Annotated in this window: 19 protein-coding genes; 12 read left to right on the top strand and 7 right to left on the bottom strand. The window is 40.3% G+C overall.

Going from position 1 to position 23248, the window contains the following annotated elements; translation table 11 throughout:
• Positions 1-128 precede the first annotated feature (128 nt).
• Complete coding sequence (locus tag ACFQ1G_RS00315; RefSeq protein ID WP_380736235.1) at positions 129-644, top strand: tetratricopeptide repeat protein; 516 nt, start codon at positions 129-131, stop codon at positions 642-644.
• A 34-nt stretch (positions 645-678) separates the two neighbouring features.
• On the opposite strand, the gene ACFQ1G_RS00310 is transcribed toward ACFQ1G_RS00315, so the two are convergent.
• On the bottom strand, positions 679-1620 hold the full coding sequence (locus ACFQ1G_RS00310; protein ID WP_380736234.1) for a lytic transglycosylase domain-containing protein: 942 nt from the start codon (positions 1618-1620) through the stop codon (positions 679-681).
• A 28-nt stretch (positions 1621-1648) separates the two neighbouring features.
• A complete protein-coding gene (locus ACFQ1G_RS00305; protein WP_380736233.1) occupies positions 1649-2338 on the bottom strand; it encodes an alpha/beta fold hydrolase in 690 nt (229 codons plus the stop codon).
• A gap of 205 nt (positions 2339-2543) precedes the next feature.
• Between ACFQ1G_RS00305 and ACFQ1G_RS00300 the strand changes: the two genes are divergently transcribed.
• The gene (locus ACFQ1G_RS00300) at positions 2544-2843 is read left to right on the top strand and encodes a GNAT family N-acetyltransferase (RefSeq protein ID WP_380736232.1); all 300 of its coding nucleotides are present in this window, start codon (positions 2544-2546) and stop codon (positions 2841-2843) included.
• Here the strand turns inward: ACFQ1G_RS00300 and mtaB are convergent.
• The 3 genes from mtaB to ACFQ1G_RS00285 all read right to left on the bottom strand — a co-directional run bounded on the left by mtaB (position 2840) and on the right by ACFQ1G_RS00285 (position 5886).
• Positions 2840-4174, bottom strand: a complete 1335-nt coding sequence (gene mtaB, locus ACFQ1G_RS00295; RefSeq protein WP_380736231.1) for a tRNA (N(6)-L-threonylcarbamoyladenosine(37)-C(2))-methylthiotransferase MtaB — start codon at positions 4172-4174, stop codon at positions 2840-2842. The genes ACFQ1G_RS00300 and mtaB overlap by 4 nt on opposite strands.
• A 156-nt stretch (positions 4175-4330) precedes the next feature.
• A complete protein-coding gene (locus ACFQ1G_RS00290) occupies positions 4331-5503 on the bottom strand; it encodes a GlmU family protein (RefSeq protein WP_380736230.1) in 1173 nt (390 codons plus the stop codon).
• A 131-nt stretch (positions 5504-5634) separates the two neighbouring features.
• Complete coding sequence (locus ACFQ1G_RS00285; RefSeq protein ID WP_380736229.1) at positions 5635-5886, bottom strand: type B 50S ribosomal protein L31; 252 nt, start codon at positions 5884-5886, stop codon at positions 5635-5637.
• Positions 5887-6057: 171 nt separating this feature from the next.
• Here ACFQ1G_RS00285 and ACFQ1G_RS00280 point away from each other — a divergent pair, with 171 nt between their 5' ends.
• The 7 genes from ACFQ1G_RS00280 to ACFQ1G_RS00250 all read left to right on the top strand — a co-directional run bounded on the left by ACFQ1G_RS00280 (position 6058) and on the right by ACFQ1G_RS00250 (position 13017).
• On the top strand, positions 6058-6591 hold the full coding sequence (locus ACFQ1G_RS00280) for a DUF4199 domain-containing protein (protein ID WP_380736228.1): 534 nt from the start codon (positions 6058-6060) through the stop codon (positions 6589-6591).
• A 4-nt stretch (positions 6592-6595) separates the two neighbouring features.
• A complete protein-coding gene (locus ACFQ1G_RS00275; protein ID WP_380736227.1) occupies positions 6596-7555 on the top strand; it encodes a glycosyltransferase family 2 protein in 960 nt (319 codons plus the stop codon).
• Between the two features lie 52 nt (positions 7556-7607).
• Positions 7608-9338: a phospho-sugar mutase gene (locus tag ACFQ1G_RS00270; protein ID WP_380736226.1), complete on the top strand. Its 1731-nt coding sequence runs from the start codon at positions 7608-7610 to the stop codon at positions 9336-9338.
• A 10-nt stretch (positions 9339-9348) separates the two neighbouring features.
• Positions 9349-11172: an ABC transporter ATP-binding protein gene (locus ACFQ1G_RS00265; protein WP_380736225.1), complete on the top strand. Its 1824-nt coding sequence runs from the start codon at positions 9349-9351 to the stop codon at positions 11170-11172.
• A gap of 306 nt (positions 11173-11478) precedes the next feature.
• Positions 11479-12024, top strand: a complete 546-nt coding sequence (locus tag ACFQ1G_RS00260; protein ID WP_380736224.1) for an RNA polymerase sigma factor — start codon at positions 11479-11481, stop codon at positions 12022-12024.
• A gap of 32 nt (positions 12025-12056) precedes the next feature.
• Positions 12057-12581, top strand: a complete 525-nt coding sequence (locus ACFQ1G_RS00255; protein ID WP_380736222.1) for a hypothetical protein — start codon at positions 12057-12059, stop codon at positions 12579-12581.
• Position 12582: 1 nt separating this feature from the next.
• Entirely contained in the window at positions 12583-13017 is a 435-nt protein-coding gene (locus ACFQ1G_RS00250) for a hypothetical protein (protein ID WP_380736221.1), read from the top strand.
• 41 nt (positions 13018-13058) lie between these two features.
• Here the strand turns inward: ACFQ1G_RS00250 and ACFQ1G_RS00245 are convergent, their stop codons facing one another.
• Positions 13059-14102 (bottom strand): WD40/YVTN/BNR-like repeat-containing protein, encoded by a 1044-nt coding sequence (locus ACFQ1G_RS00245; protein ID WP_380736220.1) that lies wholly within the window; start codon positions 14100-14102, stop codon positions 13059-13061.
• A gap of 74 nt (positions 14103-14176) precedes the next feature.
• Between ACFQ1G_RS00245 and ACFQ1G_RS00240 the strand changes: the two genes are divergently transcribed.
• Both ACFQ1G_RS00240 and purL read left to right on the top strand, forming a co-directional pair.
• A complete protein-coding gene (locus ACFQ1G_RS00240; RefSeq protein WP_380736219.1) occupies positions 14177-15388 on the top strand; it encodes an RsmB/NOP family class I SAM-dependent RNA methyltransferase in 1212 nt (403 codons plus the stop codon).
• A 138-nt stretch (positions 15389-15526) separates the two neighbouring features.
• The gene (gene purL, locus ACFQ1G_RS00235; protein WP_380736218.1) at positions 15527-19192 is read left to right on the top strand and encodes a phosphoribosylformylglycinamidine synthase; all 3666 of its coding nucleotides are present in this window, start codon (positions 15527-15529) and stop codon (positions 19190-19192) included.
• A 67-nt stretch (positions 19193-19259) separates the two neighbouring features.
• Here the strand turns inward: purL and ACFQ1G_RS00230 are convergent, their stop codons facing one another.
• Positions 19260-20864: a hypothetical protein gene (locus ACFQ1G_RS00230; protein ID WP_380736217.1), complete on the bottom strand. Its 1605-nt coding sequence runs from the start codon at positions 20862-20864 to the stop codon at positions 19260-19262.
• 438 nt (positions 20865-21302) lie between these two features.
• Between ACFQ1G_RS00230 and ACFQ1G_RS00225 the strand changes: the two genes are divergently transcribed.
• Positions 21303-23081: an AMP-dependent synthetase/ligase gene (locus ACFQ1G_RS00225; protein ID WP_380736216.1), complete on the top strand. Its 1779-nt coding sequence runs from the start codon at positions 21303-21305 to the stop codon at positions 23079-23081.
• Positions 23082-23248: the final 167 nt, after the last annotated feature.

Below are 23248 nucleotides of genomic sequence, written 5' to 3'. Positions count from 1 at the left end.
AAAATAGTTCTAAGACCTCTCCTTAAAACTGCGGGCAAATATACAAAGAGTTTTTACTCTCACAAACCCAAAATTGAAATAATTTTCAATTGTTTTTCTTACCTTTGGCCCCTTCAAAACTACGAATAATGTTCAACAAAATTTTCAAATTAATCATAGCCGGAGTACTTTTCTTACTTTCAGTCTGGCAATTTATAGAAGGTAACATTGGTAACGGTATCTTTATCTTACTGTTTGTAGGTATCTTCATATTCTTATATTACAAGAACGAAATGATCCTGATGGCTTTTTTAAGGCTAAGGAAACAGGATTTCCCGGGAGCTAAAAAATGGCTCGATAAGATCAAGAATCCTGAAACAGCACTTACCCAAAAACAACAGGGATATTACTGGTACCTTCACGGATTAATGGTTTCCCAAACAAATATCTCCCAGGCAGAAAAGTTCTTCAAAAGAGCTATTAAACTTGGATTATCTATGGATCAAGATCTGGCAATGGCAAAATTGAACCTCGCTGGGATCGCAATGACCAAACGCCGAAAGAGAGAAGCTCAACTTCTTCTCAAGGAAGCTAAGAAACTAGACAAACACAATATGCTGGAAGATCAAATTAGAATGATGAAACAGCAAATGAAAAAGATCTAAAAAAAGGAGTCCAATTGGACTCCTTTTTTATTTTTTACTTTATCGAATCTGAATCTATCGGATTGTAGACTCCTTTCTCAGGCAACTCAATAAGATATTCTTTTCGGGTTTTATTATTCAAATGAGTTTCCCTTAACCAGGGGTTATGGATCTTTAATATCTTATAATTAATATCAAATTGCTTAGCAAACTGAGCAAAATCTGATACTGCCGTATCAACTTTTATTTTATAGGATGGAATATCTTTATAAAGATCTTTTTGCCTGAAGTTGAAACCATATTTATCAGGATTATTCATGATCTCTTTTAAAGCCAAAATTCTGAACACATATCTTCCTGTTTCTTCACCCAACAGAAGATCATAGTAACCATTTACATCCTGTCGCTCTCGTTGTTTATCTACGCCATAATTTCCTGCGTTGTATGCAGCTGCTGCAAGAGTCCAGCTCCCCAGCCTCTCTTTGGATTTCTTTAGATAATCAGCAGCGACACGTGTAGATTTTTCCAGATTATATCTTTCATCAACATTATCATTGATCTCCAGACCATATTCTTTTCCGGTTGATTCCATTATCTGCCAAAAGCCTCTAGCACCGGCAGGAGAAACTGCGTTAGTGAGTCCGCTTTCAATTACGGCCAGGTATTTAAAATCATCAGGAACGCCTTCCTCCGCAAGGATAGGCTCTATAATAGGAAAATATTTGTTAGCTCTTTTAAGCAGCAATAGAGTATTAGATTGCCAATAAGTGTTTACCAACAACTCCCTGTCCATCCTCTCATATATATCAGGTGCTTCAATCGGTACCGGCTCACCGGCGAAGTCAAGGTCTTCAGGCATGGGCAAGGCATAGACGTTATAATCGTTGATCATTTTCTTCTCCTGGTTCTCATCACTTGGCGCATCCTGGACGGCATTAATCCCCAAACCACAAACAATCACAACACTTCCAGCAATAAGCACACTCTTCAATTTCATCTTCAAATTTTTTCTTTAAAAGTAATTTTTAATTCTTCTCTTTTTTAAGTTTTCCTGTTAAAATAATTTCCTCCAGATTCTCATTAAACCAACGAAACCTATTGATTATCATTATATGAGTACCTCCCGGCACCGTAATACATCCTTTAATATAACGGTAAGGAAAAATCTCATCTTTATCTCCATGAATATGGACCACTCCCGGAATAGGTTCCGGCTGATCCCAACAAACCATTTTTTCTATTGCCCAATCCAGATATCGGGTATCTGTGATCGACAAATATTTTTTATACAACTCTATCCTTTTACGGGCAAAGTCTCCCAGGGCAATATGTTCAAACGCATCTACATGCCTCGCTAGTGAAGTAGGAAAGATCCTGAAGATTCCCGTACTTCTTGCGAACCTCATTCGTCTTGGTAACTCCTTCTCACATTTCACACTGGAGATTATAATAACCCTCTTCACATCCATTAGGAGTGACATCTCCTGTACAATAACCCCGCCAAAGGAAACACCTATCAGGACTGGTTTCTCATGTGGAATACGATCACACATGCGCAGGGCATAATCTTTTAAGGACTCCTTAGGCTTAGGCAATAACCAATCCAACCAATGGATCTCGAATCTATCTTTCGGTAATTCTATCCTTTCAAAAATAGAAGGATTCGCTGCCAATCCTGGCATACAATAAACATGTGTAACGGGGGATTTCTTCATTTTTTACAGCAAGTGAGGCTGAAAATTCGCACAAAAGAACTAACTTTATAGTCAAATTTAAAGGAATTTCATGGCTTCCAATAAATTTTAAGTTAATATTTCTCTATTTCCGTTCCTGATCAAATATTAAACAGGAGGAAAAGATTTTCGAGAAAATACAGCTGAAGTTTCAGCACCTATTCCAATAACAAACACAAAAAACACCATGACTACAGAAATATCTATTACCGATAATGAGTTTTTACGCCAGTTTGAAACGGAAATAGACGGAGAGCTCGCCAAAATAGAATATTCATCCCAGGACCGAAAGATCTTTCTTACCAAGCTCGTTATGAGTGACGAACTAAAAGAAAAAGGTTACTTAGACCCATTTATCGCGAAGGTCCTAGAGGTCATCAAAGAAAGAGAAACCCGGGTTATGCCTACCAGTCCTGCTGTCGCTAAATTTATGAGAAAGCACCGACGAAAGTATAAAGATATGCTTCCGGTGGGAATAAATATTTAAACCAGGGCCGGTTCGTTCACAAACTCAAACCTTACAAGACCGTCTTCATCTATCTTTTGTAATTCGATCTCATGTAGGGTGTTTACCAATCCTGGATTCCACGGAGTCTTAACTTTTACATAATTTTCCGTGAAACCATGAATATACCCTTCTTTATTCTCCCCTTCAAAAAGCACGGTTTTAGTCTTGCCTAATTGGGATTCATAAAATGCACGTCGTTTCTTAGCTGAAAGACCACGTAACATTTTACTTCGCTTTTTCCGAACCTTAGTCGGAACAACCTCTTCCATATCGGCTGCAACCGTATTCTCTCTTTCAGAATAAGTAAAAACATGCAGGTAAGAAATATCCAGATCGTTCAGGAAGTTATAGGTCTCTAGGAAAAGTTCATCAGATTCTCCCGGGAAACCAACGATCACATCCACCCCAATACAAGCATCAGGCATAGTTTCTTTGATCTTTGCCACCCTGTCAACATAAAGTTCCTTCATATACCTGCGGCGCATATTTTTTAGGACCTCATTGCTCCCGCTTTGAAGCGGAATGTGAAAATGAGGCACAAAAGCGTCACTTTTAGAAACAAATTCTATAGTTTCATTCTTGAGAAGATTTGGTTCAATAGAGGAAATACGTAATCTCTCTATCCCCTCCACCTTATCCAATGCTTTTACAAGGTCTAGAAAGGTGTGCTCGTGTTTTTTATTCCCAAACTCCCCTTTTCCATAATCCCCAATATTCACACCGGTTAGAACGATCTCCTTGATATTCTTTTCTGAAATTTTCCGGGCGTTTTCCAATACATTTTCCAGAGTGTCACTTCGGGAAATTCCACGAGCAAGCGGAATGGTACAATAGGTACATTTATAATCACACCCATCCTGCACCTTCAGAAAAGCACGGGTTCGATCTCCGAAGGAATAAGATCCTACGTAGAAATCAGCCTCCTGGATCTCACAGGAATGGATCTCTCCAAAATCATTTTTTGTAAGGTCATTAAGGTAATTGGTGATCTTGAACTTTTCAGTAGCTCCTAAAACCAGATCTACGCCATCAACTGCCGCAAGTTCTTCAGGTTTAAGCTGAGCGTAACATCCAACAGCGATCACAAAGGCATTCTCATTAACCTTTTGAGCCTGCTTTACAATGGTTTTAAAGCGCTTATCGGCATTATCGGTTACCGAACAGGTGTTGATAACATAAATATCTGCGTGGTCACTAAATTCAACCCGCTGAAACCCTTCATCCTTAAAACTTCTCGCGATCGTAGATGTTTCTGAAAAATTCAGTTTACATCCCAAAGTATAAAACGCTACTTTCTTTTGACTCTCCATAATTCCCTTTCCAAAAATCCAACTTTAAAACTCAGGATTTCAGTTAATTAAAATAGTTTCCCGAAATTCACTTTTCGAGGGCGCAAAGATACCAACTATAATTGAGTTTTTGAAACGAAGTATTCACTCGAAATAAGGAGTATTCGAATGATATTATCAAGCTCTGCGATACTGCTTTGTCTCTTCAAAAACGTGCTCCAGAATGGCTTTATCCTCTTCGGTTAACTCAATCCCTCTTCTGGACATCACTACTTCAGCAACTTCGAAAGCCTTGTTCGTTTTGTAGGTAGTGGTTCCTCCACTACCGCCCCAGCTAAAGCTAGGAATGAAATTCCGCGGAAAACCTGCTCCAAAGATATTAGCGCTCACACCTACAACCGTACCGGTATTGAACATAGTATTAATTCCGCATTTACTGTGATCTCCAAGCATCAAGCCACAGAACTGCAATCCTGTTGGCTCGAATTTTTCCGAAGCATAGTCCCATAAACGAACTTCTGCGTAGTTATTCTTAAGATTTGAAGTATTAGAATCAGCTCCAATATTACACCACTCTCCCATCACAGAGTTTCCAAGGAAACCATCATGCCCTTTATTCGAGTAACCGAAAATGACCGAATTATTCACCTCTCCGCCCACTTTACTATGAGGCCCCACGGTGGTTGGACCATATATCTTTGCCCCCAGTTTCAAGGTCGCGTTTTCACACAACGCCAGTGCGCCGCGTACAATACTTCCTTCCATGACCTCAGCATTAACGCCGATGTAGATAGGCCCCGTTGAGGCATTTAGGATGGAACATTCCACTTTCGCTCCTTCTTCCAGGAAAATATTTTCCGGGGCTATCACCTGGTTGGAAGAAGAAATTGGCTGGCTTTCACGACCGGCAGTGAGTAATTCAAAATCGGCTGCGAGCGCTTCTCCGTTATTCTTAAAAATATCCCAGGTATGCTCAATCCTTAAGGCCTGACCTTCCATTTCAATCGACTTACATGAATCAAGATCAATATCCTCATCTTCAAGCGCGAAAAAAGCCACCACATCTTCATCATGGAAAATTGCTTCTCCCTGCTTTAAATTTTTTATTTGCTCTACAAGCGCTTCAGTCGGTAAAAAAGACGCGTTGATCATTACATTTTCCTCCAGCTCGACCATAGGCCATTTACCCGATAAAAAATCTTCGGTAATGGTAGAAGTAGTCGTTTCAAGATATTTCTCCCATTTTTCACGAATGGTAAGAATTCCTATTCTAATATCGGCAACTGGTCTGGTAAAAGTAAATGGAAGTAGCTGGTTCCTTACGGCACCATCAAATAGGATATAGTTCATTAGTTGGTCTTTTAAGTAAAGGTACAAGGAAATTTAAATATCCCTAACCCCCTGGCAATTCTTCTATATTAAAAAAAAGCAAAAAAAAAGCCTCCCTGTAAGGAGGCTCTATAATATAAGAATACAGGAAATTACTTTTTGAATTTCGCGTATTTGTTCTTGAACTTATCGATACGACCTGCAGTATCCAATAACTTGGCCTTACCGGTGTAGAATGGGTGAGAAGTTCTGGAAATCTCCAATTTCACTAAAGGATATTCCTTACCATCAACCTCAATAGTCTCTTTTGTGTTCGCGGTAGATTTCGTTAGAAAAACTTCGTCATTAGACATGTCCTTAAACGCTACCAATCTATAATTTTCCGGATGGATTCCCTGCTTCATCTCTTTATTCTTTAAAAACTTGTAATTTTTTCGAGGTGCAAATTTAAATATTTTTTACACAACTGCAAATATAGTAAGAGTATTTTTTATCAAAATTTAGTTTTCTCTTAACATGTAACGATTTACTATATTTGCTTACTAATCCATTAAACTTTCTAACTACAACCAAAAATGGAAAAATCTATTAAGTCTACTGGAACATCATTTGGCATCTATCTAGGTGTTTTTCTGATTTTAATTACAACTCTTGCCTATTCATTTGACCTATCCCTATTTACAAAATGGTGGTTTGGAATTTTCAGTTTCGTTATCCTACTTGTGATCTCCATTATAGGAGTAAGAAAAGCTAAGAAAATTTATTCAGGACCTTATTTCTCCTTTAAAAATGCATTTACCACTTATTTCCTAATTATTCTTGTTGGCACTTTACTAGCTACTCTATTTAGTATTCTTCTTTTTTCATTCGTCGATACTGAAGCAGCCCAAACTGTAACAGAATTAACTATTGAAACCTCTCGGGAAATGATGGAAAAGTTTGGAGCTCCTGAAGCAAGTATAAATGAGGCTTTAGCAGAACTGGAAAATGACAATCAATTCTCTGTTTTAAACCAACTGAAAAAATTTGTCTTTGGTTTAGGTTTTTATCTAATCATTGGGCTTATAATTGCACTTATTTTCAAAGAAAAAGATCCGAACAAAGCATAAGCACATGCAATTATCGATAGTCATACCACTTCTTAACGAAGAAGAATCTTTAAATGAATTGTACAATTGGATCGCATCTGTGATGCGGTCCAATTCTTTTTCTTACGAGATCATCTTTATAGACGATGGCAGCACCGATAACTCATGGAAGATCATCAAACAACTTTCTGCGGAAGATCCTTCGGTAAAAGGTTTAAAGTTCAATCGCAACTATGGAAAATCCCAGGCACTGCACGTAGGTTTTGAAAAAGCAGAAGGTGATGTGGTTATCACCATGGATGCCGACCTACAAGATAACCCTGAAGAAATTCCGGAATTGTATTCTCTTATAATTAAAGATCATAATGATCTTATTTCAGGATGGAAAAAGAAACGTTACGATTCTGTCCTGGCAAAAAACCTTCCGTCGAAACTGTTCAATGCGGCCGCGAGAAAAACTTCAGGCCTGAAGCTTCACGATTTCAATTGCGGACTGAAGGCATACCGCAAAGAAGTAGTCAAAAATATTGATGTGTACGGCGAAATGCACCGTTATATCCCGGTACTGGCAAAAAATGCCGGGTACTCCAGGATCGATGAGAAAGTAGTGCAGCACCAGGCGCGTAAATACGGGAAAACAAAATTTGGAGCAGAACGCTTCATTAATGGCTTTTTAGACCTTATAACCATCTGGTTCCTTTCAAAATTTGGGAAACGTCCCATGCACCTTTTCGGTGCCCTCGGAATTTTGATGTTTTTCTTCGGTTTTCTGGCATCTGCCTGGATTGGAGGCTCAAAACTTTACAAACTTTATCAAGGCGAACCCAGCATCCTGGTAACCGATAATCCGTGGTTTTACATTTCCCTTACAACCATGATCATAGGTACCCTCTTATTTCTTGCAGGATTCCTTGGAGAATTGATCTTGAGAAGCAGTCGTGATAAGGAACGATACCGCATCAGCGAAACAACCGGTCAGATTTAATTCCCTATCCCACATAATTCCTTATTTTTGTTGCTGAAAAAAAGCAACAAGAATGAGTTATTCAGATATAAAAAGTAAAGCAGAATTATGGCTTAATGCCTCTTTCGACGAGAAAACCCAACAAGAAGTTCAGGATATGCTTCAGAATGATCCTGATGAATTAAAGGAAAGTTTCTATAAAGACCTTGAATTTGGTACAGGTGGAATGCGCGGCATTATGGGCGTAGGAACTAACAAGATCAATAAATACACCCTTGGAAAAAACACCCAGGGAATATCAAACTACCTTAAAAAGCAGTTTCCGGAAGATGATCTAAAAGTGGTGATCGCCTATGACTGCAGAAATAACAGTAAGGAACTTGCTCAGCTGGTAGCCGATGTTTTCTCTGCCAACGGAATTCAGGTATTCCTTTTTTCTGATCTGAGACCAACCCCTGAACTTTCATTTTCTGTAAAACATCTTGACTGTCACTGCGGAATCGTACTTACCGCCAGCCATAACCCGCCAGAATACAATGGATATAAAGTTTACTGGCAGGATGGAGGCCAATTGGTGCCGCCACAAGATGCTGAGATCATTGAGGAGATCAACGGACTTCAATATGACGAAATTAAATTCGAGGCTAATAAAGAGCTTATCACCCTTATTGACAGTGAGGTTGATGAAGTCTTCGCCAATGCTTCAGTAGAAAAAGGAAGTTTTGACACTCCTGCTTCAGCAAAAGAAGATCTTAAAATAGTTTTCACGTCACTTCACGGTACTTCTATCACAATGATCCCGAAGGTGCTTGAAAAAGCAGGCTACACCAATGTTTCGATCGTGGAAGAGCAAAGAGAACCCAACGGGAACTTTCCGACGGTAGAATCTCCTAACCCAGAGGAGCCTGCAGCATTGAAAATGGCACTGGAACTGGCCGAAAAGGAAAATGCAGATATCGTTATTGGAACAGATCCTGACTGTGATCGTTTAGGTGTTGCTGTAAGGAATCCTGAAGGCGAATTGGTTTTGATGAACGGAAACCAAACCATGGTGTTGATGACCTGGTTCCTTTTAGAGCAATGGAAAAAGCAAGGCAAGATCAACGGAAAAGAGTTTGTTGGATCTACCATAGTTTCTACTCCTATGATGCGTGTGATGGTACAGGATTACGGAGTTGAATATAAAGAAGGTCTTACCGGATTTAAGTGGATCGCCAAAATGATCAAGGACAATCCGGGATTGGATTTTATTGGCGGTGGTGAAGAAAGCTTCGGATTTATGGTGGGAGATTTTGTGCGTGATAAAGACGCGGTAACTTCTACCCTGCTTGCCTGTGAGATCGCAGCGCAAATGAAAGCCGAAGGAATTTCCTTCTACGAAAAACTGGTAGAATTATACGTCAAATATGGCTTCTACAAGGAAGAACTTATTTCACTTGTGAAAAAAGGCTTTGATGGCGCTGAACAAATTAAAAACATGATGATAGGTCTACGAGACAACCCTTTAGAAGAGATCATTGGTGAAAAGGTGGTGTTGATCGAGGATTATCAGAGTTCAAAGGCGTTTGAATATGGGTTAACAGATACAGACATTAAAGAACTGGAAGTTCCGAAATCAAATGTTCTTATTTATTACACTGAGAATGGAACCAAAGTAGCTGCACGCCCAAGTGGAACCGAACCAAAGATCAAGTTCTATATTAGCGTCAATGAACCTCTGGATAGCAAGGAAAACTACAGAACAGTAGAAAAAGAGCTTTCAGATAAAGTAAATGCAATAAAATCTGAGCTAAAACTGGCATAAGCTGCATTCAATGAACTATTTTAAGAAGATCCTTCAATTTGCCCTTCCTTACAAGAGGTTTGCGGTACTGAATATTGTTTGTAACATTTTTTACGCGCTTTTCAGCACTCTCTCCTTTCTGGCGTTGATCCCGGTCATCCAAATCTTATTTGATAAGACAAAAAGGGTCGCTATCGCCCCTAAATGGGATGGGTGGGGTTCTGCAAAGGATTTTGTGGTAGACACTTTTAATTACGAGGTTACTCAGCGTATCAACGAAGATGAAGTTTCGGCTTTACTATTCGTTTGCGGAGTGGTGGTTGTACTATTCTTTCTGAAAAACCTCTTCGGTTACCTCGCCGCGTTCTTTATTACCTTTTTGAGAAATGGTGTTTTAAGGGATGTTCGAAATGCGATCTATGATAAGATCCTCGCGCTTCCGGTTTCTTATTTTTCTGAAAAGAGAAAAGGAGACACTATTTCCCGAATCACGGCCGATGTAAATGAAGTCCAAACTTCCTTTTTATCGATCCTGGAATTGATCGTTCGTGAGCCGCTTACCATCATCTTTACAATTTTGGCGATGTTGTTAATGAGTCCGACTTTGACAATTTTCGTGTTTATATTCCTGCCGATTTCAGGGTTTATAATTTCGGTGATTGGGAAAAAACTGAAAAGCAAATCCAATCAGGCTCAAGAAGAAAACGGACATTTTCTTTCTTTAGTGGAAGAAACCCTTTCCAGCCTGAAGATCGTAAAAGGCTTTAATGCGGAAGATAAATTCAGACATAAATTTAGAGAATCTACCCACCGTCTAAAACAGATTTTAGACAGCTTAATAAATCGTCAGAACCTGGCTTCTCCCACCAGTGAATTCCTTGGTATTTTCGTGATTGTGATTATACTATGGTATGGAGGAAATATGGTCTTGGTGGAAGGTACTTTAGACGGGGCCACTTTTATTGCATTTATGGGGCTGGCCTACAATATTCTTACGCCGGCAAAACAAATTAGCAAGGCCACTTACAGTGTCAAGAAGGGTGATGCAGCTGCAGAACGTATTTTCCAGGTTTTAGAAACTGAATCGAACATAGTAGATTCTCCCAACGCCGTTGAAAAAACGGAATTTAATGAGCATGTTGAGATCGAAAACATTTCATTTAAATATGAAGATGAGAACGTTTTAAAGAATTTCAGCATTAAGGTTCCTAAGGGATCGACGGTCGCTTTAGTAGGCCAGTCAGGAAGTGGTAAATCTACCATCGCGAATTTGATCACCCGTTTTTACGATGTAAATGAGGGTTCTATTACTATCGATGGAACAGATATTCGCAATATCAGCAAACATTCCCTGCGTAATCTTATGGGCTTAGTGACGCAGGACAGTATCTTGTTTAATGACACCGTACGGAATAATGTGGGTCTGGGTAAGGACAATGCTTCAGATGAGGAGATCATTGATGCGTTAAAGATCGCCAATGCCTGGGAATTCGTAAAGGACCTGCCTAAAGGCCTGGAAACAAATATAGGAGACAGCGGAAATAAACTGAGTGGCGGGCAAAAGCAGCGTCTGTCAATAGCACGTGCGGTTCTTAAAAATCCGCCCATCATGATACTGGATGAAGCCACTTCAGCTCTTGATACAGAAAGTGAAAGATTGGTACAGAAAGCTTTGGAAAATATGATGAAGAATAGAACTTCCATTGTCATCGCCCATAGACTTTCCACTATCCAGAATGCAGACCAAATTGTGGTAATGCAAAAAGGTGAGATCGTGGAACAGGGAAAACACGAAGAACTTCTGGCCAAAAAAGCGACCTATCAGAAACTGGTTGAGATGCAGTCTTTTGACTAATTATTACAAAAGAAATTTTAAAAAAGGTTATAAATAAAAAAAATGGATGAAGTAGGTTCATCCATTTTTCAATTAATCTTATCCACCGTATTGGGGCTTACGGAGATAAGATCTCCAGAATTTGGAGCAAAAAAGATAACTTTTTCACAATGTGAATATACTACAAAAATCCTTTCAAACAAATTTTTTGTGTATTTTATCTATATTATGTGTATTTCATCGATGTTTTCAAGAAAAATGGCCTCTTCGGAAGTGTCATAAATTCAAATTATCTTTAGCCTTTTATTATCAAAATATCGTTAGCACTTGAATTCTTCCGAAGAAATATTAATAATTAATCTGAAAGACCCCAACCATAAGGAGGCCGCTTTCAGGGAATTATTAGATCTCTACAAGGAACGATTGTACTGGCAGATCAGGAATATAGTCAAGGATCATGACGATACTGATGACGTCCTGCAGAATACCTTTTTAAAGGTCTTCAGAAACATCGATAAATTCAAGGGAGAAAGTCAGTTATTCTCATGGATGTATCGCATTGCGACCAATGAAGCCATAACCTTCCTCAATAAAAAGGCAAAAAAACTCAAGATCTCTTCAGAAGAGCTTCAGCTACAAATAATCGATAACCTGGAAAGTGACGTCTATTTCGAAGGAGATAAGATTCAGCTGAAACTTCAAAAGGCGATCGCGATGCTACCTAAAAAACAACAGCAGGTCTTCAATATGAAGTACTTTCAGGACTTGAAATACAAAGAAATTTCAGAAATCCTGGGAACTTCAGAAGGAGCCTTAAAAGCTTCTTACCATATTGCCACAAAAAAAATAGAGGAATATTTAAAACAGGGTTAAACCTTTAAGACCGGAAAGAGTCAAATAAGCAAATGAAAAAGAACGATTTACCAAATAAAAGCAAATCAGGATTCAAAGCCCCCGAAAATTATTTCGGTGATTTCGAAGCCCGTATGCTCGATTTGGTAAATAATGAGCAAAAGAAAAATTTAGATTCCCCTAACCCTTTTAAAGTTCCTGAGAATTATTTTGAATCTTTTGAAGACAAGCTCAGTCAAAAATTAAATAACAAGATCAAACAGCCTAAAGTTATTTCGCTGGTGTCAAATCGTTATTTATCTTATGCTGCAGGATTTGCAGCGGTTATCGCTGTTATCTTTAGCCTTCAGTTCTTTGATCGATCCCAATCTACCGGTTATGATGATCTTGAGATCACTGCCGTGGAAAATTACCTATTAGAAAAGCTGGACCTAACCACTCCAGAAGAATCCCATTTAATTAAGGAAGGCGATTTTAGTTTTGCTACTCCCGTCACTGCTGATCTTAACCAGGAAGCAGTACTTGAATATCTTAACGAAAACACCGAAGACCCTTCCCTCCTACTTAATGACAATTAAAATGAAAAAAGTATTATTTATTGCACTTTTCCTAACCTGTTCCTTGACTGTTATGGCTCAGGACCGGGATGAGCATCGCGAAAAGATCAGAGCACTTAAAACGGCTTATATTACTGATGGCTTAAAATTAACCCCAAAAGAAGCGCAGCAATTCTGGCCGGTTTACAATGAATTTGAAGAAAAAAGACGTGAGCTTTATAGAAAGGAACGCGCAGATATCAAGAACCTGGAATGCATGAGCGAAGACCAGGCCAATCAAAAACTCCAGGAGTATGTGGAGCTGGAAAGAGAAGATTTTCTTCTGAAGAAACAATACTTTGAAAATCTTAAAAAGTTCTTTTCAGCCAAAAAGATCATGGAGCTTAAAAAGATCGAAGAGGAATTCAATAGAAAATTAATGAGAGAATACCGTGAGCGCCAAAACTCTCAGAAATAGAGAAAGAAAAACTAAAATGGTCCGGAATTCCGGACCATTTTTTATTTAAACCTAAGCTTTGCGAGCCTATTCTTTCCGGCTGCATAGGCAATTGAATCGTTAAGAAACCTGATGGTATAAAATCCTTCCCTGGAAAGTTCGTCCCAGCTTTCACCTCCGTCATAAGAATAAGAAATTCCGGTAAATCCCACGGCAACAATTTCTTTGGCATCTTTCCCAGGCACAAAACGAACACTGCTCTTATAGCCGGGTCCTTTACCATCACTGATCAAAGTCCATGTCTTCCCACCATCTTTCGTAATGGCCTTGTTCGCGGTATTTCCTTCAGGAGCTGTATAATCTCCTCCAATCATGATCCCATTATTTTCATCATAGAAGTCTAATGAATAGGCACCTTTCGTACTTTCACCCTGAACCAAAGGGGTTTCAAAAACTTCCCAGGTTTCACCTTTATCGGGGCTAAAGAACACTCTTGATTTCATCCCTCCCGAAATGATCCAGGTATTATCTCCTTCTACGGCGATATTAGAGTTACTTGCTGCAAAAGCCGCTTCCCCTTCAGCTGCTTCAGGCAGTTGGTCACAGGATAATTTGTTCCAGGAATTCCCTCCGTCCCGGGTTATGATTACAGAAAGACAATTCTCCACAGGATCACCCATGGCAATTCCCTCCTCATCATTCCAAAAGGTCATGGAGTCATAAAAAACTTTTTCGTTCTCCTCTTTATAGACCAGTTCCATCTGACCGCTTTCCCCGGTTTTATACAACAATGCCGGATTTGCAACACTTAACATGAAAAAATCATTGGCAGTGGAAGCCACAGCTCTGAATTCAGGATAAAGCGAATCATGTTGCTGGCGGTTTATTTTAACCTGATTCTCTGCGGAATTATAAAATCCGTAATATCCGTTGGAGCCCGCGAAAGCCACACCACCACCCATAATTTCGATCGCCCTGATGCTTACCGAGTCTTCCAGAAGCGTTTGTATATCCACTTCAGAAAAAGTCGAAGGCTGCTTCGATTCTTTTTCATTTGAATTACAAGCAATTAAACTAAGTGCAAAGAGGTAAAATAGTTTTCTCATATTAAGAATTTGCCTGTAAAGATAGATTTTTCCGAAGTCAAAAAACCGTACCTTTGCAGCTTTAAACAAATTTTATGCGCTTATACAGGAATCTGGTCTTCGCAACCGTCGATGCACTTGGAGAAATTTTTAATGAAGGGGGTTATGCCGATAAGGTGATCGCGAAAACCCTGAAACGCGACAAACGCTGGGGCTCTCGAGACAGAAGCTTTATTGCCGAAACCACGTACGACATAGTACGCTGGAAAAGGCTGTATTCTGAAATAGCCGAAGTAAAAGCGCCTTATTCAAGAGAGAATCTATTCAGATTATTCGCGGTTTGGGCGACTTTACGAGGTATTGAATTGCCTGACTGGAAACAAATAGAACCTACCCCTACCCGACGTATCAAAGGAAAATTTGATGAGTTGAGCAAGATCAGGAAATACCGTGAATCTGTTCCGGACTGGTTGGATGAATTGGGAGTAAAAGAACTGGGAGAAGAATTGTGGGAGAAGGAATTGCACGCTTTGAACGAGCAGGCACCTGTAATTTTAAGGACCAACACTATAAAGACCACGAAGGAGAAACTTCAGAAAGAACTTCAGAAAGAAGGAATCGAAACCGAATCCATCGCCGGATATCCTGACGCTTTACGGCTAAAGGAGCGTGCGAATGTCTTCAAAACAGAAGCCTTCAAAAACGGCTTTTTTGAGGTACAGGATGCTTCATCGCAAAAGGTGGCTGAATTCCTTGAAGTGGAACCGGGAATGCGCGTGGTTGACACCTGTGCTGGTGCCGGGGGAAAAACCCTTCATTTGGCGGCCTTAATGGAAAATAAAGGTCAGTTGGTAGCGACAGATATTTATGGCAACAAACTAAAGGAATTAAAAAGACGTGCCCGTCGTGCCGGAGCTCATAATATTGACCCGCGGGAAATTGAATCTTCTAAAGTGATAAAAAAACTTTACGGAAGCGCTGACCGTGTTCTAATTGATGCTCCCTGTAGCGGACTTGGTGTTCTTAGCCGTAACCCTGATGCCAAGTGGAAACTGCAACCGGAGTTCATGGAGAACATAAAGAAAACCCAGGAAGAAATTCTAAAACAATACTCCAGGATCGTTAAAGACGGCGGAAAATTGGTGTACGCCACCTGTTCTGTCCTCCCTTCAGAAAACCAGGAACAGGTACAAAAATTCCTAAAATCTGAAGAAGGAAAGAGTTTCAGCCTTAAAAAGGAAGAAAAGATCCTGTCAAGTGAAACCGGTTTTGACGGATTTTACATGGCCCTGCTGGAAAAGAAATAATTCTAAGAACTAATATTCCAGGCCTCAAATTCACCTTTTTCAAAGAGGTAAATTTGAGGCTTTTTTGATTCAAGCTGGCCTGCATATCATTCAAAAAAAATGTAAATTTGCGCCTCAACAACACAAAACTATCCCAGAATGATCCTATTCTTCGGAAATCATCCTAACAAGGTTTATGCGGTAGAGACGTATAAATCACTTTCGGCTGAAAACATTGCCAAATTAGACTGGCTTTTTGGAAACGCACAATACTTAGAGAAATCTGCCCTGGCAGATTTTTTTGTTGGTCCCCGTGCCGCAATGGTTACTCCCTGGAGTACCAATGCCGTGGAGATCACCCAGAATATGGGAATTGAAGGTATTCGGCGTATCGAGGAGTTTTATAAGGTCGATGAGCACTATCACGATTTTGACCCTATGCTGTCTCAAAAATATGACGGTCTTGACCAAAAGATATTTACCATTGATATTGAGCCGGAGGCTATTATTGAGGTTGAAGACATTGCTGCTTATAACGAAAAAGAAGGGCTGGCTTTAAATGCCGAAGAAGTTCAATACCTTGAAAAACTTGCTGAACGCATAGGAAGAAACCTTACAGATTCTGAAGTCTTCGGATTTTCACAGGTGAACTCTGAACACTGCCGCCATAAAATCTTCAACGGGACCTTTGTGATAGATGGCAAGGAGAAACCAGCTTCCCTGTTTAAACTCATTAGAAAAACTTCGGAAGAAAATCCGAACGAAATAGTTTCTGCATATAAAGATAATGTGGCTTTCGTAAAAGGCCCGAGGGTGGAGCAATTCGCGCCTAAAACAGCTGATAAACCTGATTACTATAAAAAGTCAGATTTTGACTCGGTTATCTCCCTGAAAGCTGAAACCCATAACTTCCCTACTACTGTTGAACCTTTCAACGGTGCTGCTACCGGCAGCGGGGGTGAAATTCGCGACAGGCTTGCAGGAGGAAAAGGTTCTTTGCCGCTTGCGGGGACCGCCGTTTACATGACTTCTTATTCCCGCCTGGAAGAGAACAGGTCGTGGGAAAAAGCATTTCCTGAACGCCCCTGGCTGTACCAGACTCCAATGGATATTTTGATCAAGGCTTCTAATGGAGCTTCAGACTTCGGAAATAAATTCGGGCAGCCTCTAATCACGGGGTCTGTACTTACTTTTGAGCATTCAGAGAACAGCCGTGCCCTTGGATATGACAAAGTGATCATGATGGCCGGAGGAATTGGTTACGGAAAAGCCGACCAGGCGATCAAGGACGTTCCTAAAAAAGGAGATAAGATCGTAGTGCTGGGAGGAGAAAATTACAGAATCGGAATGGGTGGAGCCGCGGTTTCTTCCGCCGACACAGGAGAATTCAGCAGCGGAATTGAGCTGAACGCCATCCAACGTTCCAATCCTGAAATGCAAAAACGTGCAGCGAACACTATTCGCGCAATGGTAGAAGCAGATAAAAACCCGATCGTTTCGATCCATGATCACGGTGCGGGAGGACACTTGAATTGCCTGAGCGAACTTGTAGAAGATACAGGAGGAAATATCGACCTTGACAAATTACCTGTGGGAGACCCTACTCTTTCCGCTAAGGAAATTATAGGAAATGAATCTCAGGAACGAATGGGATTGATCATTTCTGAAAAAGATCTTGAGACCATGAAGAAGATCGCCGAGAGAGAACGAACTCCTCTCTACGCTGTTGGAGAAGTGACCGAAGATCGACAGTTCACCTTTGAAAGCAAAAAGACAGGTGCTAAACCAATGGACCTGGCGCTGGGTGATATGTTTGGAAGTTCTCCAAAGATGATCATGAAAGATAAGACGATCGACAGAAAATATGCCGGTCTTGAATATTATGAGGAGGATCTTCATGAGTACCTCAACATGGTATTACAACTTGAAGCCGTTGGTTCAAAAGACTGGTTAACAAATAAGGTTGACCGTTGTGTGACCGGAAAGGTTGCCAAACAACAAACTGCCGGGCCGTTACAATTACCTTTGAACAACTGCGGGGTAATGGCCCTGGATTATAAAGGAAAAGAAGGAGTCGCCACGTCAATTGGCCACTCCCCTGTTTCTGCTCTGATCGATCCTGTTGCAGGTTCTAAAAATTCAATTGCCGAAGCACTTTCCAATATTGTCTGGGCACCTCTTGAAAAAGGATTGAAATCTATTTCACTTTCTGCAAACTGGATGTGGCCTTGTAACAATGAAGGAGAAGACGCGAGATTATACGAAGCCGTGCAGGGAGTTTCAGACTTCGCGATTTCCCTGGGAATAAATGTACCTACCGGAAAGGATTCCCTTTCCATGAAACAGCGTTACGAAGACGGGAACGTGCTGGCACCGGGCACGGTGATCATTTCTGCGGCGGGACACTGCGATAATATTACAAAAGTGGTTGAACCGGTCCTTCAAAAAGACGGGGGAGACATTTATTATATCAACTTATCTCAGGATTCCTTTAAACTGGGAGGTTCTTCTTTTGCACAGATCCTTAATAAGGTGGGAACCGAAGCTCCGACAATTCAGGATGACAAAAAATTCGCGACTGCATTCAATGCAATGCAGGAGTTGATCAAAAAAGACCTGATCCTTGCGGGGCATGATGTGGCTTCAGGAGGATTGATCACTACCCTTTTGGAAATGTGTTTTGCCGATGTTGATCTTGCTGCCAATTTAGATCTTTCAGGATTAAACGAAACAGATACTGTAAAAATGCTTTTCGCGGAGAACTGCGGAATTGTATTCCAGTCTAAAAATGCTTCCGTAGAAGACATTTTAGAGAATAACAAGGTTGAATATTTAAAAATAGGAAAAGTAACTTCCGGCGAGACCCTTAGTCTTAAAAACGGAAAAGAGGAACTGGAATTCAATATCCCTGCCTTGCGCGATACCTGGTCAAAGACTTCTTACCTATTAGACCAGAAACAAAGCGGAAGAGATATCGCGGCAGAGCGTTACAGAAATTACGCGAAGCAGCCGTTGCATTTTAAATTCCCCGAGAACTTCGACGGAAAACTTCCGAAGATCGATCCTTCAAAACCAAGAATAAAGGCTGCCATCATTCGTGAGAAAGGTTCAAATTCTGAACGAGAAATGGCTTACGCCATGGATCTTGCCGGTTTTGACGTGAAAGACGTTCACATGACCGACCTAATTACGGGAAGAGAAACCCTGGAAGACATTCAGTTCATCACAGCGGTTGGAGGATTCTCCAATTCAGATGTACTGGGAAGTGCAAAAGGCTGGGCCGGAGCTTTCCTATACAACGAAAAAGCCAAAACGGCGCTTGACAATTTCTTCGCGAGAGAAAACACGCTGTCACTGGGAGTTTGTAACGGATGTCAACTATTTATGGAACTCGGTTTAATTCACCCTGACCATGAAGAAAAGCCAAAAATGCTGCACAACGAATCTCATAAGTTCGAGTGTACTTTCACCAACATGGAGATCGCAGCAAACAATTCGGTAATGATGCATTCATTATCCGGAAGCAGGCTGGGAATCTGGGCTGCCCACGGAGAAGGAAAATTCAGTTTCCCATATGAGAAAGAGCGCTACAATATCATAGGAGAGTATGGATACGATGATTATCCTGCCAACCCAAATGGTTCGCATCACAATGCGGCAATGATCGTAAGTGATGACGGAAGACACCTGGCCATGATGCCTCACCTGGAAAGATCTACTTTCCCCTGGAACTGGGCTCACTATCCAAAACACAGAAGTGACGAAGTTTCTCCATGGGTAGAAGCTTTGGTGAACGCCAGAAAATGGTTGGAAAAACACCAATAATATCCCTAAAACATAAAGCTCCTGACCGCAAAGATCAGGAGCTTTTTTTATTCATTCAGGAGAACAATTATTCCATCGCGATAGCTGTTAAAACAACTATTTCTACAAGTTCTCCGTCTTCATAAGCTTCTTCTTTTATGAGACCGGTTCCTGAAGCGTAATATTTATATTCAAAGACTTCCGGTTCAAATGGATTAACGTCGCGGGTTTTCAAAACATTTTCATAGGTAACACCATTCACCTCAACAGTTTCCCCTACAGCGATTACTTCAGCATAATCCTCAGCTTCGCCTTGGTAATATTCCTGGTAATAGAATTGGTCCACAATAGGATCTGCAGGCAGCCAGTATCCGGGAAGAGCACCATCAACACCTGCTTCCCAGGAACCTTCGTCATCGATAAAATTTCCCATTTCATCATAATTCTTGGAAAGTTCACCCATATACCAAAGGTTTCCGGAATTATCCTGGGCCAACCAGTCATCTGTATCTTCCACTATTATTCCGTCTACGTACACAACATCATGCTGGATCACTGTCATAATCCCCATCACTTCCTTGGTTTCTGTTCGTCGTTCGATCCAAATGGTTTCGACTGCCTCTTCCCCTATTTCCCCGTCTTCAACTTCATAAACCTCATATTCATAGAAAGCGTCAGCAGACGGTCCATAATAAGGATTGGTAATATTTGTAGGGTTCGAGAAAGTGGCATCTCCAAAAGCAGGGATTCCATCAGGCAATTCCCCATCACCGTCTTCACAGCCAAACCTTAAATGTTCATAATCCACGTTATCATCACCATCAAAGTTTTCCATTACATCTTCCCTGCTAAGACTTCCGGAGAGGGTCATTTCATCAGCATCATACACACCTTCCCAGTCAAGTAAAGTGATGGTATAATCCAGGTATTCTTCATCGTCATCAAATTCAGCTAAGTCAGGCAATTGTAAACATAAGGGTTCAGCATACCAATCCCCGTCACTATTTGTGCCCGTAGTATTCACTTCTCCCATTATCACCAGCTCTCCATCAATTGAAACATCTACTGAATAGCGGGCAGGATAATGACGACCATCTTCATCGCAGTAATTCACAAAGAAGCAAAATTCGAAAAGCTTAGTGGCCTCCAATTCAAAGAAAAGGTATCCATATTGATTCACATCCCGGTCGTCGAAACACAATACCGAAACATCTACATATTTTTTCACCCCTGCTCCAAGGCTAATGTCATAAGGAAGTACTTTATCAAGGAATTCAGCCAGAACACCTCCATTTTTTGGAGCAATCCAAATTAGATCTCCGGTTGAGTTGTAAACCGCGAAATGGGTCAGGGAATAATTCCCGGGATCAAGCTCAAGTTCAGGTACATCCTGGGTAAATAATTGGTCGGCCACGAGGTCAATCCTGAAAGGATCTTCCATAGTACCTACAATCTCTGTATCTCCCTGCATAAGAATGATCTCAACGTATGCCGGAGCATCATCTGAGCAAGCGGGAATATCATCCATAGATTGCTTATTGGCAGATTTATTTGCCAGGTCCTGAACTATCGCGCCAAAAGTCAAGGTAGCTTTACTGGTTTCAGAGCCCGGCTGGGTTTCCTCTTTGCTACAGGCAGTAAATAAAAATGCCAGGATGCCAAGAAACATGAAATACACTTTCATTGTTTTCATAATGTTTTGGTTTTTGATTAATATTTAGAATGGTTAATTTTCTATACACCTGTCTTTTCCACCTAACAGATAGTAAGATAACAGGGAGCCCGGTCACGGAGAGATTTTTAAGCCCATATAAAATATGTGATTATCAGGACACAAACAATAGGCAAAAACCCTGATTTTTAGATAGATACCGTTCCTGCAGCCTTCCAAACAATTAACTATACAAATTCTTATCTTTAATTGTCGTTTTAGCTTGAAAGATTAACCTTCAGACGGAACTCTAAATACCTGGGAATACTTTCATTGAGAAAAATTCCGTCTTAAAATTGGGTTTTAAGAAAAGAATGAATTTGATAAATAAATAAGCTTATTTTCATTATTTTGAAAAATACAATTTGAATTCGCTGCTTCTTTTGCTATTTTGCGACACGTATAGTAATAAATGAATAAATGACTGAAATAAAAAGACTTTTTGATTTCCCCTACTTTCAGCTGGAAAATGCACCATTGGAAAAATCATTGGTAACAAAGCGTGACGGTAAATGGGAAGCCCTATCATCCCAGGAATATATTGATAAAGCCAATGCGGTAAGTCGCGGTTTATTAAGGCTGGGTATTCAACCACACGATAAGATCGCCGTGATCTCTTCAACCAACAGGACAGAATGGAATGTAATGGATATAGGGATCCTGCAGCTGGGAGCACAGAATGTGCCTATTTACCCCACTGTTTCCGAAGAAGATTACGAATATGTGATCAATCATAGTGAGTCTATTTATTGTTTTGTTTCAGATAAAGAGATACTGGACAAGCTTAACAAGATAAAAGCAAATACCGCATTAAAAGGCGTGTATTCCTTTGATGAGATCCCGGGATGTGATAATTGGGAAGAGATCGTCAAAATGGGAGAAGATAAATCTAACCAGGAGGAAGTTGAAGCTAGAAAAAATGCCGTTAAAGAAGACGATCTGGCCACACTAATCTATACTTCTGGAACTACCGGAAGACCTAAAGGGGTTATGCTTACACATAAGAATATTGTAAGTGATGTTCTCTTAAGTTCAGAAAGAGTCCCTTTTACATTTGGAGAATATGTAGCACTCAGCTTTTTGCCTGTATGTCACATTTTTGAAAGAATGATCCTGTATCTATACCAGTATTATAGTGTATCAGTCCATTTCGCTGAATCAATTGATAAGATCAGTGATAACTTAAAAGAGGTCAAGCCGCATGTAATTTCTGCCGTACCAAGATTGCTTGAAAAGGTATATGATAAGATCATCGCGAAAGGTTCTACCGTTGGTGGAATTAAACAGAAACTTTTCTTCTGGGCGGTTGAACTTGGATTAAAATATGAACCATACGGCGCGAACGGCTGGTGGTATGAAACTAAATTAAGCCTTGCGCGTAAACTGATCTTTTCAAAATGGAAAGAAGGATTAGGCGGAAATATTGAGTTGATCGTTTCAGGAAGTGCTGCTCTGCAACCGCGTCTTGCCAGAGTTTTTGCTGCAGCTGAAATTCCGGTAATGGAAGGTTACGGTTTAACCGAAACTTCTCCTGTGATCGCTGTGAACGATCAAAGAAATCACGGTTTTAAAATTGGAACGGTAGGAAGGGTACTTAGTGACGTAGATGTGAAGATCGCCGAAGACGGAGAGATCCTCTGTAAGGGGCCTAATGTTATGAAAGGATATTATAAGGATCCTATAAAAACAAGTGAGGCAATAAACAGTGACGGATATTTCCATACGGGTGACATTGGGGAACTTGACAAAGACGGCTTCCTTAAGATCACAGATCGTAAGAAAGAAATGTTCAAGACTTCCGGCGGAAAATATGTAGCTCCGCAGCTGATTGAAAACCAAATGAAACAGTCTCGTTTCATTGATGAGATCATGGTCATTGGGGAAGGCGAAAAAATGCCGGCAGCCTTTATTCAGCCAAATTTTGAATTCTTGAGAGAATGGGCTCATCGCAAGCATATTGAGGTAGGCGAGTCTAATGAAGAACTTATCGCTAATCCTCAAGTTGTTGCCCGAATCCAGGAAGAAGTTGATTTCTATAATCAGAAATTCGGAAGCTGGGAAAAAGTGAAAAAATTCGAACTTACTCCTGATGTCTGGAGTATTGAAGGAGATCACCTTACTCCTACCATGAAACTGAAGAGAAGAAACATCATCAAAATATACCAGAATCTCTACGATAATATCTACGAGAAATATTAATCGATAGAGAGTTTTAAAAAAAATGTCCGGAAACAACTTCCGGACATTTTTTTTGCCCATTTCAAATGAAAATTACAAACCGTACCCTGTAAAAATCATTAACAACTAAAAAAGCATTTATCGGGAACCTAAAAAAGTTGGTATGTGGTATAAACCCTAAATTCACC

Source organism: Salinimicrobium gaetbulicola, assembly GCF_042676025.1.
Lineage (GTDB): Bacteria > Bacteroidota > Bacteroidia > Flavobacteriales > Flavobacteriaceae > Salinimicrobium > Salinimicrobium gaetbulicola.
This window is presented reverse-complemented; position numbering and strand designations above follow the sequence as displayed.

Excerpts from the sequence above, each read along its gene's own strand:
- ACFQ1G_RS00285 (WP_380736229.1), bottom strand. The coding sequence starts at position 5,886 with ATGAAGCAGGGAATCCATCCGGAAAATTATAGATTGGTAGCGTTTAAG.
- ACFQ1G_RS00290 (WP_380736230.1), bottom strand. The coding sequence starts at position 5,503 with ATGAACTATATCCTATTTGATGGTGCCGTAAGGAACCAGCTACTTCCA.
- ACFQ1G_RS00315 (WP_380736235.1), top strand. The coding sequence starts at position 129 with ATGTTCAACAAAATTTTCAAATTAATCATAGCCGGAGTACTTTTCTTA.
- ACFQ1G_RS00275 (WP_380736227.1), top strand. The coding sequence starts at position 6,596 with ATGCAATTATCGATAGTCATACCACTTCTTAACGAAGAAGAATCTTTA.
- ACFQ1G_RS00270 (WP_380736226.1), top strand. The coding sequence starts at position 7,608 with ATGAGTTATTCAGATATAAAAAGTAAAGCAGAATTATGGCTTAATGCC.
- ACFQ1G_RS00245 (WP_380736220.1), bottom strand. The coding sequence starts at position 14,102 with ATGAGAAAACTATTTTACCTCTTTGCACTTAGTTTAATTGCTTGTAAT.
- ACFQ1G_RS00310 (WP_380736234.1), bottom strand. The coding sequence starts at position 1,620 with ATGAAATTGAAGAGTGTGCTTATTGCTGGAAGTGTTGTGATTGTTTGT.
- ACFQ1G_RS00255 (WP_380736222.1), top strand. The coding sequence starts at position 12,057 with ATGAAAAAGAACGATTTACCAAATAAAAGCAAATCAGGATTCAAAGCC.
- ACFQ1G_RS00230 (WP_380736217.1), bottom strand. The coding sequence starts at position 20,864 with ATGAAAACAATGAAAGTGTATTTCATGTTTCTTGGCATCCTGGCATTT.
- purL (WP_380736218.1), top strand. The coding sequence starts at position 15,527 with ATGATCCTATTCTTCGGAAATCATCCTAACAAGGTTTATGCGGTAGAG.
- ACFQ1G_RS00225 (WP_380736216.1), top strand. The coding sequence starts at position 21,303 with ATGACTGAAATAAAAAGACTTTTTGATTTCCCCTACTTTCAGCTGGAA.
- ACFQ1G_RS00250 (WP_380736221.1), top strand. The coding sequence starts at position 12,583 with ATGAAAAAAGTATTATTTATTGCACTTTTCCTAACCTGTTCCTTGACT.
- mtaB (WP_380736231.1), bottom strand. The coding sequence starts at position 4,174 with ATGGAGAGTCAAAAGAAAGTAGCGTTTTATACTTTGGGATGTAAACTG.
- ACFQ1G_RS00305 (WP_380736233.1), bottom strand. The coding sequence starts at position 2,338 with ATGAAGAAATCCCCCGTTACACATGTTTATTGTATGCCAGGATTGGCA.
- ACFQ1G_RS00280 (WP_380736228.1), top strand. The coding sequence starts at position 6,058 with ATGGAAAAATCTATTAAGTCTACTGGAACATCATTTGGCATCTATCTA.
- ACFQ1G_RS00300 (WP_380736232.1), top strand. The coding sequence starts at position 2,544 with ATGACTACAGAAATATCTATTACCGATAATGAGTTTTTACGCCAGTTT.
- ACFQ1G_RS00240 (WP_380736219.1), top strand. The coding sequence starts at position 14,177 with ATGCGCTTATACAGGAATCTGGTCTTCGCAACCGTCGATGCACTTGGA.
- ACFQ1G_RS00265 (WP_380736225.1), top strand. The coding sequence starts at position 9,349 with ATGAACTATTTTAAGAAGATCCTTCAATTTGCCCTTCCTTACAAGAGG.